General features: G+C 75.7%; 11 protein-coding genes, 1 tRNA gene and 1 riboswitch. Of the genes, 8 read left to right on the top strand and 4 right to left on the bottom strand.

Translation table 11 applies throughout. The annotated features are described in order from the left end of the window. Positions 1–68: 68 nt before the first annotated feature. A complete protein-coding gene (locus ACRYR9_RS13460; protein ID WP_432495516.1) occupies positions 69–1,058 on the top strand; it encodes an NAD-dependent epimerase/dehydratase family protein in 990 nt (329 codons plus the stop codon). Between the two features lie 71 nt (positions 1,059–1,129). Here ACRYR9_RS13460 and ACRYR9_RS13465 read toward each other — a convergent pair whose 3' ends face one another. Together ACRYR9_RS13465 and ACRYR9_RS13470 are read right to left on the bottom strand one after the other, a co-directional pair. Then, on the bottom strand, positions 1,130–1,414 hold the full coding sequence (locus ACRYR9_RS13465) for a DUF4235 domain-containing protein (protein ID WP_432495518.1): 285 nt from the start codon (positions 1,412–1,414) through the stop codon (positions 1,130–1,132). A gap of 15 nt (positions 1,415–1,429) precedes the next feature. Continuing rightward, positions 1,430–1,570: a hypothetical protein gene (locus ACRYR9_RS13470; protein WP_432495520.1), complete on the bottom strand. Its 141-nt coding sequence runs from the start codon at positions 1,568–1,570 to the stop codon at positions 1,430–1,432. A gap of 139 nt (positions 1,571–1,709) precedes the next feature. Continuing rightward, positions 1,710–1,814: riboswitch (TPP riboswitch) on the top strand. A 49-nt stretch (positions 1,815–1,863) separates the two neighbouring features. On the opposite strand from ACRYR9_RS13470, the gene ACRYR9_RS13475 reads away from it, so the two are divergent. The 3 genes from ACRYR9_RS13475 (at position 1,864) to ACRYR9_RS13485 (ending at position 4,869) form a co-directional block, all read left to right on the top strand. Next, positions 1,864–2,475, top strand: a complete 612-nt coding sequence (locus tag ACRYR9_RS13475) for an ECF transporter S component (RefSeq protein WP_432495522.1) — start codon at positions 1,864–1,866, stop codon at positions 2,473–2,475. Beyond that, positions 2,468–3,997 (top strand): ATP-binding cassette domain-containing protein, encoded by a 1,530-nt coding sequence (locus ACRYR9_RS13480; protein WP_432495524.1) that lies wholly within the window; start codon positions 2,468–2,470, stop codon positions 3,995–3,997. The genes ACRYR9_RS13475 and ACRYR9_RS13480 overlap by 8 nt, the downstream gene beginning before the upstream one ends. 119 nt (positions 3,998–4,116) lie before the next feature. Then, positions 4,117–4,869: an energy-coupling factor transporter transmembrane component T gene (locus tag ACRYR9_RS13485; RefSeq protein WP_432495526.1), complete on the top strand. Its 753-nt coding sequence runs from the start codon at positions 4,117–4,119 to the stop codon at positions 4,867–4,869. 46 nt (positions 4,870–4,915) lie between these two features. Here the strand turns inward: ACRYR9_RS13485 and ACRYR9_RS13490 are convergent, their stop codons facing one another. Together ACRYR9_RS13490 and ACRYR9_RS13495 are read right to left on the bottom strand one after the other, a co-directional pair. After that, entirely contained in the window at positions 4,916–6,037 is a 1,122-nt protein-coding gene (locus ACRYR9_RS13490) for a DUF3616 domain-containing protein (protein WP_432495528.1), read from the bottom strand. Between the two features lie 28 nt (positions 6,038–6,065). Next, positions 6,066–6,138, bottom strand: a tRNA-Gly gene (locus tag ACRYR9_RS13495). Between the two features lie 219 nt (positions 6,139–6,357). Here ACRYR9_RS13495 and dnaK point away from each other — a divergent pair. From dnaK to ACRYR9_RS13515, 4 genes are all read left to right on the top strand, one after another. Beyond that, positions 6,358–8,226, top strand: coding sequence for a molecular chaperone DnaK (dnaK, locus tag ACRYR9_RS13500; protein WP_432495530.1), 1,869 nt, complete (start codon positions 6,358–6,360; stop codon positions 8,224–8,226). Beyond that, positions 8,226–8,825 carry a nucleotide exchange factor GrpE gene (gene grpE, locus ACRYR9_RS13505; protein ID WP_432495532.1) on the top strand — a complete coding sequence of 200 codons (600 nt, stop codon included), beginning with the start codon at positions 8,226–8,228 and terminating at the stop codon, positions 8,823–8,825. The genes dnaK and grpE overlap by 1 nt, the downstream gene beginning before the upstream one ends. 61 nt (positions 8,826–8,886) lie before the next feature. Further along, a complete protein-coding gene (locus ACRYR9_RS13510; protein WP_432495534.1) occupies positions 8,887–9,948 on the top strand; it encodes a DnaJ C-terminal domain-containing protein in 1,062 nt (353 codons plus the stop codon). A 96-nt stretch (positions 9,949–10,044) separates the two neighbouring features. Further along, on the top strand, positions 10,045–10,416 hold the full coding sequence (locus ACRYR9_RS13515) for a heat shock protein transcriptional repressor HspR (protein ID WP_432495556.1): 372 nt from the start codon (positions 10,045–10,047) through the stop codon (positions 10,414–10,416). Positions 10,417–10,483: the final 67 nt, after the last annotated feature.

The following is a 10,483-nucleotide window of genomic DNA, read 5'->3' on the forward strand; positions in this document are numbered from 1 at the left end:
TAGTCTCGGCTCGCCGCCGGTCACCGCGGGCGGCGCACGACGACGGTGTCGAGGACGGGAGTGGGCGCGTGGCTCTGAAGGTGCTGTTCCTGGGGGGTACGGGGATCATCAGTTCCGCGTGCGCGGCGCTGGCGGTGGAGCGCGGGGTGGACCTGACGGTCCTCAACCGCGGGGGCACGGCGTCCAAGCGCCCCCTGCCCGCGGGCGTGCGGCAGGTGACCGCCGACGTCCGGGACGTCCCCGCCGTGCGCGAGGCGCTGCGCGGCAGCGAGTTCGACGTGGCCGTGGACTTCCTGGCGTTCACGCCCGAGCACGTCGCCGCCGACGTGGAGACGTTCCGCGGGCGCGTGGGGCAGTACTGGTTCGTCTCCAGCGCCTCCGCCTACCAGAAACCCGTGGGGCACCTGCCGATCACCGAGTCCACCCCGCTGGCGAACCCGTTCTGGCAGTACTCCCGCGACAAGATCGCCTGCGAGGAGCTGCTGGCCCGCGCCTACCGGGAGGAGGGGTTCCCCGCGGCCGTGGTGCGCCCCAGCCACACGTACGACCGCACCTCACCGCCGGTCGACGGCGGCTGGACGGTCGTGGAGCGCATGCGCCGCGGCGCGCCCGTGGTCGTGCACGGCGACGGGACCTCGCTGTGGGTCCTCACCCACCACACCGACTTCGCGGAGGGGTTCGTGCCGCTGCTGGGTGAGCCCGCGCTGACCGGCGACGCCGTGCACGTCACCTCCGACCAGGCCCTCACCTGGGACGCGGTCCACCGCACCCTCGCCCGCGCCGCCGGGGTGGACGAGCCGGTGCTCGTGCACGTGCCCTCCGAGGCCATCGCCCGCGACGACCCCGCGCGCGGGCCGAGCCTGCTGGGCGACAAGGCCCACTCGGTGCTCTTCGACAACTCCAAGCTGAAGCGCCTGGTGCCGGGGTTCGCGGCGACCACCACCTTCGCCGCCGGCGCCCGGGAGATCGTCGAGCACCACGACGCGCACCCCGAGCTGCGCCGCGCGGACCCCGACGTCGACGCCCGGCACGACCGGCTCGCCGCCCGCTGGGGCTGAGGCCGCCGCGCGCCGGTGCCCCGGGAGGCTCGCGCCGTCCCGGGGCACCGGCGCCCGCGGGTGCGGGGGGTTCAGGCCGCCTGACCGGCGCCCAGGCCGGGGGGCTGCTCGCCGGTGGTCTTGCGGTACAGGACCGCGGCCTGGCGCTCCACGAGCAGGCGGGACACGCCGATGATCGCGCCGGAGGCGAGCGCCCAGGCGACCGCCTCCTTCCAGCCGACGTCCGGGTCCTCCGGGTTGGCCGGGGGCTGCGACTTCGTGGCGGTCACCCAGATCTTCTTCGTGAGGCGGTTGGCGACGGCACCCGCGACGACGGCGGCGCCGGGGCCGACGAGCTTCCAGACGATGGGACTCATGTCGCGCACCCTGCCCTACAGCAGGTCCAGGAGCCAGCGCAGCACCGGCGCCAGCGCCGTGGCGCCGGCGGCCACGAGCGCCACGACGAGCACGATCGTGATCAGGCGCACCCCCCGGGAGGGTCCGCCGTCCGGTCCACGCAGGTGTCGCAGCACGCCCCCATCCTCCCCGACCCCGCACCCCTCCCGGACCGCTGCCCTCCCCGCCCGCTCCCACCGTGATCTCGCACGGGTGAGGGTTCAACCGTGCAAGATCACGGAGAGGTGGGGGGTGCGGGGGAGGGGTAGGGTGTGCCGCGAACGACAGGGGAGCGCCGTGGGGCGCTGAGAGTGCGGGCAGCCGCAGACCCTCGAACCTGATCCGGTCAGCACCGGCGTAGGGAGTCGGGCCTTCCTCGACCCGTGGCCACCAGCGCCGCGGGTCCCCCTCCTGGACCCAGGAGGTTTCCGTGAGCACCACCGTCAAGACGTCCACCCGCCGACCGGTGGGCAGCTGGCGCACCGTCGACACCGTCACCGCCGCCGTCCTCGGCGTCGCGTTCGGCGTCGTCTTCTGGGGCTGGCACTTCGCCTACAGCGCCCTCGACCCGCTGTTCGCCCTCTTCCCGCCCGTCGCCGGCCTCGTCGCCGGCGTGTGGCTGCTGCCCGCCGTCATCGGCGCCCTGGTCGTGCGCCGTCCCGGCGCCGCGCTGCTGACCGAGGTCGTCGCCGCCAGCGTCGAGGCGCTGCTCGGCACGCAGTGGAGCGCCGGCGTGCTCGTCTCCGGCGTCCTGCAGGGCCTGGGCGTGGAGATCGCCGTCGCGCTGTTCCTGTGGCGCCGCTGGAACCTGGGCGTGGCCGTCCTCGGCGGCGTGCTGGCCGCCTGCCTGGAGTCCGTCTACGAGTGGTCCGCCTACTGGGCCGCCTGGAGCTTCGACTGGAAGCTCGTCTACGCGGGCTTCTTCGCCGTCTCCGGCGCCGTGATCGCCGGGCTGGGCGGCTGGGCGCTGGTGCGGGCGCTGGCGCGCACCGGGGCCCTGTCGGCCTTCGCCGCGGGCCACGAGCACCGCTCTCGTGGCTGACGCGGCGCCCCTGGCCCTGCGGGTGCGGGGCCTGGCGGTCACCCCGCCCGGAGCCGCCCGTCCCGTGCTGACCGGTGTGGACCTCGACGTGCCCGCCGGGCAGCGCGTCCTGCTCGCCGGGCCCAGCGGCAGCGGCAAGTCCACCCTGCTGCGCGCCCTGGCGGGCGTGCTGGAGGAGGGCCCCGGCGGCGAGCCCACCGCCACCGGCGAGGTCCTCGTGGGCGGCGACAGCGCCCGCCCGGGAGCCGCCGGGCTGCTGCTGCAGGACCCGCAGGACGCCGTCGTGGCCACCACCGCCGGGCGCGACACCGCCTTCGGCCCGGAGAACCTCGCCCTGCCCCGCGAGGAGGTGTGGCGGCGCGTCGCGGCCGCCCACGCCGCCGCCCGCTTCGACGCCGGGCGCGAGCGGGAGGTGGCGACCCTGTCCGGCGGGGAGCGCCAGCGCCTGGCCCTGGCCGGGGTGCTCGCCCTGGCGCCGGGGGTGCTGCTGCTGGACGAGCCGACGTCCATGCTCGACGCACCCACTGCCGCGGCGGTGCGCGCCGCCGTCCTGGACGCCGCCGCCGGGCGCACCCTCGTCGTGGTCGACCACGACCTGGCCGGCTGGGCCCGGCACGTGGACCGCGTCGTCCTGCTGGACGCCGACGGCCACCTCGCCGCCGACGGCCCGCCCGGGCGGGTGCTCACCGCCGGGGCGGGCGGTGGCGAGCTCTGGCTGCCCGGCGCCCCGGACCCGCGGCCCGCCGACGTGCCCGACGGCCTGCTCGCCCCGCACCTGCGCGTGGACGGCGACGCCCTGACGGGTCAGGGCCTGGGACTGGTGCGCCGGCGCCGCGGGCTGCGGCCGGCACCGCCGGCGAGCGTCCTGACCGGCGTGGACGTGCGCGTCCCGGCCGGTGCGGTGACCCCGCTGGTGGGCGTCAGCGGCTCCGGCAAGTCGTCGCTGCTGCAGGTGCTCGCCGGGCTGACCCGCCCCACCGCCGGGGAGCTGCGCGCAGGTGCCGGGCTCGCGCGCGGGCTGCGCCCCCAGCCGTGGCGGTGGCGCTCGCGGGAGCTGGCCGCGCGCGCCGGGTGGGTGCCGCAGACGCCCGAGCACGCGTTCGTGCGCACCACCGCGCGCGCGGAGGCCGCCGCGACGGCCGTGGCGCTGGGCCTGCCCGCCGCGCGGGCGGACGCCCTGCTGGAGCTGCTGGGCCTGGCGCACCGCGCGCAGGTGGACCCCTTCCGCCTCTCCGGCGGCGAGCAGCGCCGCCTGGCGCTGGTGGGGGCGTTGGCCGCGGGGCCCGCGGTGCTGCTGGCGGACGAGCCCAGCGTGGGGCAGGACCGGCGCACCTGGTCGGTGGTGGTGGGCCTGCTGCGGGCCGCGGCGCGCGACGGGGCCGCGGTCGTGGTCAGCAGCCACGACGAGCGGCTCGTGCGGGCGGTGGACCCCGCCGGGACGCGTGCGGTGCGCCTGCACGCGGGGCGCCGGGTGGCCGGCGGTGCGCCCGCCGCACCGGTCGCGCTGGGGAGGGCCTCGTGAGCGCCGACCCCGCCCTGCACCCGCCCGCACCGGGAGATGTCCACACCCCCGTCCACAGCTGTGGGCACAGCCTTGGGGACAACCCTGTGGAGACGCCTGTGCAGGGTGTGGAGGACGGGGTGCCGCGCACGCCAGCCGAACGGCGCAGCGCCGGACCCGGGCCGCTGGTGCGGCACTGCGGCCCGCTGCCGCTGCTGGCGGTCTCGCTGCTGGCGGTGCCGGCCTCGTTCGCGGTGACGACGTGGGTGGCGGGGGCGGCCGGGCTGGCCGCGCAGCTGCTGTGCCTGCCGCTGGTGGTGGACCGGTGGCGGGCCCTGCCGCGCCGGCTGCTGCCCGGTGCGGTGGGGGCGCTGTCGGTGGGCTGGTCGGCGTGGCTGCTGGGCGAGCCCGGTCAGGGCGAGCCCCTGCTGGCCGCGCTGACCGCCGCGCTGCGCCTGGCGGTGCTGGTGCTGCCGGGCGCGGTGCTGCTGGCGTGGCTGGACCCGGCCGAGGCCGGCGACCACCTGGCGCAGCGGCTGCGGGTGCCCGGCCGACTCGTGGTGGCCGTCGTGGCGGCGCTGGGGCTGCTGTCCGCCCTGGCCGACGCGTGGGAGCAACTGGCGGCCTCCCGCCGCGCCCGCGGCCTCGGACCCGGGCCGGGACCGCTGTCCAGGGGGCGCTGGCTGGCCTCGACGGCGTTCGGGCTGCTCGTGGACGCCGTGCGGCGGGCCGGGCGGGTGTCCACCGCGATGGACGCGCGCGGGGCGGCCCCGGGCGGCCCGCCGCGCACGTGGGCGCTGCCGGCGCCGTGGCGGCGCGCGGACGCGGTGTGCCTGCTGGTGGGGGCGGCGGTGCTGGCGGTGCCGCTCGTGGTGGCGCTCGTGGTGCGCTGAGCAGGGCCGCCGGGCCGGGACGAGCCGGCCCGGCGGCGCGCGGGCGTCAGGCCGGCGGCAGGTCCCAGACGTCGGCGAGCATCCCGCCGTCGTCGGTGTGCCGGGCGGCGGCGGGGGAGTCCAGCACCACGAGCAGCTGCTCGCCGTGGCCGGTGCCGTGGGCGCCGGGGGGCAGCACGGCGATGCCCTCCGCGTGGTCCTCCCCGCGCCCGTGCGGCAGCTCCAGCACGAGCGGCAGCTCGTCGGGGCGCACCACCTCGGCGCCGTCGGCGGCGCAGGCGCCCACCCAGCGGTGCACGCGCACCGGCCCGGACAGGCTCATCGACGGGCCCGCCAGGACGAGGACGTCCTCCCCGTGCGGGCAGAGGTCGCGCACGCCCAGGCCGTCCAGGTCGAGCAGGTGCAGGCGGTAGCGCTCGCCCTTGCCGGGACCGTCGCCGAAGCGGGTGAGCTCGAGCCGGTGCGGGTCCTTCGGGTGGGTCTCGGGCCGCACCTCCGCGACGACGGCCCAGCCGCGCAGCACGGGCCCGCGGAAGCCGACGTACACGCGGACCTCGCCGTCGTCGCGGTGGTGCACGGCGATGCCCTCGACGTCGACGCCGTTGTCCTTGCTGGGGATGCCCAGGAACGGCGCGAGCAGGTCGTCGTCCTCCAGTGCGTCCGTCAGGGAGTCGCCGTGGCCGCCGAGGACGGCGGCGGTCAGCTCCTCGCCGTCGACCTCGACGCGGCGGGCGGGCAGCCCGGTGGCGGGGTCCAGGGGCAGGCGGACCAGGACGTAGCGGTTCTCCTCCCGCACGACCTTGCCCAGGCGCTTGCGGGCCTTGGCGTCGGAGTCCTCGGGGCGGATCTTCTTGCGCTTGAGGCTGTGCGAGCCGACCGCCCACAACCAGGGGCCGGTGCGGCCGATGCCCTCCAGGTCGGCCTCCTCCTCGCCGCCGGCGGGCAGGTCCACGAGGTCGGCCAGGTTCACGCTGACCTGCCCGGCGTAGCCGGTGACCTCGCCGTCGTCCGAGCGCTGCGCGGTCAGGCGCTCCACGGTGGCGGTCTCGTCGCCGGCCAGCCACAGGTGCTCGCCGTCGGTGCGCACCGCGGAGAGGTTGGTGTGGGTCGAGCCGGCCCGGGAGTCGGCGGAGAAGCGCAGCGGCACCTGCCGCACGGGAGCGTCCACGACGACGACCCTAGTCAACGAGGGGGAGAGCGGACGACGGGACTCGAACCCGCGACCCTCACCTTGGCAAGGTGATGCGCTACCAACTGCGCTACGTCCGCACGCCTGACGGTCCGGCCGGAGCCGGTGCCGTGTGGCGTCGTAGACCTTAGCCCACTGCGAAGGGCGATCCCGCCGCGCCCGGCGGCCCGGGAACAAGGGGACCCTCCCGCTGGTTGAGCCGGGTGGACTCAAGTGATCTGACTCCCGGGTTGACAGATCCGCGGTGGTCGGCAGACTTGAGTGCAGCAAGCTCAATCGTCGAGAAGGGGATCCCCACCATGGCACGTGCGGTCGGCATCGACCTCGGTACCACCAACTCCGTCGTCTCCGTCCTGGAGGGCGGCGAGCCGACGGTCATCGCCAACGCCGAGGGTGGGCGCACGACCCCGTCCGTCGTGGCGTTCGCCAAGAACGGCGAGGTGCTGGTCGGCGAGATCGCCAAGCGCCAGGCCGTCACGAACGTCGACCGGACGATCCGCTCGGTCAAGCGCCACGTCGGCACCGACTGGTCCGTCGGCATCGACGACAAGAAGTACACCCCGCAGGAGATCAGCGCCCGCGTGCTGCAGAAGCTCAAGCGCGACGCCGAGTCCTACCTCGGTGAGGCCGTCACCGACGCCGTCATCACCGTCCCGGCGTACTTCTCCGACGCCCAGCGCCAGGCCACCAAGGAGGCCGGCGAGATCGCCGGCATGAACGTCCTGCGCATCATCAACGAGCCCACCGCGGCCGCGCTCGCCTACGGCCTGGACAAGGGCAAGGAGGACGAGCTCATCCTCGTCTTCGACCTCGGCGGCGGCACGTTCGACGTGTCCCTCCTGGAGGTCGGCAAGGACGACGACGGCTTCTCCACCATCCAGGTGCGCGCCACCTCCGGCGACAACCACCTCGGCGGCGACGACTGGGACCAGCGCATCGTCGACCACCTGCTGAAGAAGGTGCAGGGCAGCTACGGCATCGACCTGTCCAAGGACAAGATCGCGATGCAGCGCCTGCGCGAGTCCGCCGAGCAGGCCAAGAAGGAGCTGTCGACGGCGACCAGCACCGGCATCTCCCTGCAGTACCTGTCGATGACGGAGAACGGCCCCGTCCACCTGGACGAGCAGCTGACCCGCGCGCAGTTCGAGCAGATGACGCAGGACCTGCTGGACCGCACCAAGGCGCCGTTCCACTCCGTCATCAAGGACGCCGACGTCAAGCTCGCCGACATCGACCACGTCGTGCTCGTGGGTGGTTCCACCCGCATGCCCGCGGTGACGAACGTCGTCAAGGAGCTGACCGGCGGCCGCGAGCCCAACAAGGGCGTGAACCCGGACGAGGTCGTCGCCATCGGCGCCGCCCTGCAGGCCGGTGTCCTCAAGGGCGAGCGCAAGGACGTCCTGCTCATCGACGTCACCCCGCTGTCCCTGGGCATCGAGACCAAGGGCGGGATCATGACCAAGCTCATCGAGCGCAACACGGCCATCCCGACCAAGCGCTCGGAGGTGTTCACCACCGCCGACGACAACCAGCCCTCGGTGCTCATCCAGGTGTTCCAGGGTGAGCGCGAACTGGCCCGCGACAACAAGCCGCTGGGCACGTTCGAGCTGACCGGCATCGCGCCCGCCCCGCGCGGCGTGCCGCAGGTCGAGGTCACCTTCGACATCGACGCCAACGGCATCGTCCACGTCTCGGCGAAGGACCGCGGCACCGGCAAGGAGCAGTCGATGACCATCTCCGGCGGCAGCGCGCTGTCCAAGGACGACATCGAGCGCATGGTCAAGGACGCCGAGGCCCACGCGAACGAGGACAAGCAGCGCCGCGAGGAGGCCGAGGCCCGCAACCAGGCGGAGAGCCTCGTCTACCAGACGGAGAAGTTCATCGCCGACAACGCGGACAAGCTGCCCGCGGAGGGCCGCGAGGAGACCGAGAAGGCCGTCGCGGAGCTCAAGAGCGCGCTGAACGGCACGGACGCGGCCGAGATCAAGGCCAAGACCGACGCCGTGGCGCAGGCCAGCCAGAAGCTCGGCTCGGCCATGTACGCGCAGGCGCAGGGCGAGGGTTCCCCCGCCGGTGACGCCGGTGCGTCCGGCGGCCCGGACTTCACCAAGCCCGCCGACGAGGACGTCGTGGACGCCGAGGTCGTCGACGACGAGAAGGACAAGTGATGTCGGAGGAGTTCCCCGAGCCGACCGTCGTCCGCGACCGCCGCCGCATCGACCCCGAGACCGGGCAGCTGCGCGAGCCGGCGCCCGCCGCGGAGCAGCCCGCCGAGGCGGCCGAGCCCGCGGCGGCCCAGCCGGTCGTGGGCGGCCCGGACGACGGCGCCGCCGACGCGGAGCTCGAGGCCGCCCAGGCCCTCGCGGCCGAGCGGCTGGACGAGCTGCAGCGCCTGAACGCCGAGTACGTCAACTACCGCAAGCGGGTCGACCGCGACCGGGACGTGGCGAAGAACGCGGCCCTGTCCAGCGTCGCCGAGGCGCTGCTGCCCGTGCTGGACGACGTGCACCTGGCCCGCCAGCACGGCGACCTCACCGGCCCGTTCTCGGCGATCGCCGACAAGCTGGAGGCGACGCTGGGACGGTTCGGGCTGGAGCGCTACGGCGAGCCGGGCGAGCCGTTCGACCCGGCGGTGCACGAGGCGCTCATGCACAGCCACTCCGACGAGCACGAGGTGGCCACCTGCGTGCAGGTGCTGCAGCCCGGGTACCGGTTCGGCGAGCGCGTGCTGCGCCCGGCGCGCGTCGCGGTGGCCGACCCGCAGTGACGTCGCGGGTGCCCGGCCGGGTTCCGAGCAGTGTTCCGAGCAGCGAGGGGAGGGGACGTCGGTGAGCATGCAGGACTGGGCGGAGAAGGACTTCTACGCGGTCCTCGGCGTCTCCCACGACGCCGACGCCGCGGAGGTCAAGAAGGCCTACCGCAAGAAGGCGCGCACGCTGCACCCGGACGCCAACCCGGGTGACGCGGCCGCCGAGCAGCGGTTCAAGGAGGTCGGGGAGGCGTACGCCGTCCTGTCCGACCCCGAGCAGCGCCGGCAGTACGACGGCGTGCGCGCCATGGTCGGCGGCGGCGCCCGGTTCTCCGCCGGCGGGGCCGGCGCACCGGGCGCCGGGGCGGGTTTCGAGGACCTGCTCGGCGGGTTGTTCGGGCAGGGCGGCCGCCCGCCCGGCGGTGTGCGGTTCGGCACGCCCGGCGGCGCGGGGGCCGGGGGTTTCGAGGACCTGCTCGGCGGCCTGTTCGGCCAGGGCGGTCCCGGTGCCCCCGGCGGCGCCGGCAACCCCTTCGGGGGCCCGGGCTTCGGGGGCCCGCCGCCGGCGGCGCGCGGGCAGGACCTCGAGGCGTCGGCGCGGGTGGGTTTCCGCGCCGCGCTGGAGGGTGCGACGGTGGCGCTGCGGGTCCCCGACCCGCGCGGAGGGCCGGTGCGCACCGTGAACGCCCGGCTTCCGCAGGGCGTGCGCGACGGCCAGAAGGTGCGCCTGCGCGGCCAGGGGATGCCCGGGCCCGGCGGCACGGCCGGCGACCTGCTCGTCACCGTGCACGTCGAGCCGCACCCGGTGTTCACGCGCGAGGGCGACGACCTGCGCGTGACGCTGCCGGTCTCGTTCGACGAGGCGGTGCTCGGGGCGACGGTGGAGGTGCCCACCCTGGACGGCGCCACCGTCCGGGTGAAGGTCGCGCCCGGCACGCCGTCGGGCCGCACGCTGCGCCTGAAGGGGCGCGGCGTGAAGCGCTCACGCTCCTCCGACGAGCGCGGCGACCTGCTGGTCACCGTGGAGGTCGTGGTGCCGCAGCGCGTGGACGGCGCCGTGCGCGAGGCCGTGGAGGCGTTCGCGAAGGCGACCGCCGGTGAGGACCCGCGCGCGGGCCTGGCCGAGCGGGCGCGCAGCTAGCACGACCCGGTCCGGCGGGGAGGAGGTGGAGACGTGTTCGACCACGACGAGGACGCGGCGGTGTTCGTCATCTCGGTGGCGGCCGAGCTGGCGGGGATGCACCCGCAGACGCTGCGGCAGTACGACCGGCTGGGGCTCGTCTCCCCGAGCCGGGCGCGCGGGCGCGGGCGCCGCTACTCCGCTCGCGACATCGCCCAGCTGCGCGAGGTGCAGCGCCTGTCCCAGGAGGACGGCGTGAACCTCGCCGGCATCAAGCGCATCCTGGAGCTGGAGAACCAGGTGACCGCGATGGGCCGGCGCATCGAGCAGCTGGAGGCCGAGGTGGACCTGGTGCGGCAGCAGGCGCGGCGGATCTTCGCCGCGGGGATGGCCGGCGACATCGTCGCCACCCCCGTCGGCAAGCGGCCGCCCTCGCCGCAGCGCTCGACCGCGCTGGTGGTGTGGCGCCCGGAGCGCACCCCGCGCTGACGCGCCCGACCCACCCCGCGGCTCACCCCGTGACGAGGCCGCCGGCCGCGACCACCCGGTCGCGGCC

The organism is Kineococcus auxinigenes (assembly GCF_050871525.1).
In the GTDB taxonomy this organism is placed as follows: domain Bacteria; phylum Actinomycetota; class Actinomycetes; order Actinomycetales; family Kineococcaceae; genus Kineococcus.

Excerpts from the sequence above, each read along its gene's own strand:
- grpE (WP_432495532.1), top strand. The coding sequence starts at position 8,226 with ATGTCGGAGGAGTTCCCCGAGCCGACCGTCGTCCGCGACCGCCGCCGC.
- ACRYR9_RS13515 (WP_432495556.1), top strand. The coding sequence starts at position 10,045 with ATGCACCCGCAGACGCTGCGGCAGTACGACCGGCTGGGGCTCGTCTCC.
- dnaK (WP_432495530.1), top strand. The coding sequence starts at position 6,358 with ATGGCACGTGCGGTCGGCATCGACCTCGGTACCACCAACTCCGTCGTC.
- ACRYR9_RS13465 (WP_432495518.1), bottom strand. The coding sequence starts at position 1,414 with ATGAGTCCCATCGTCTGGAAGCTCGTCGGCCCCGGCGCCGCCGTCGTC.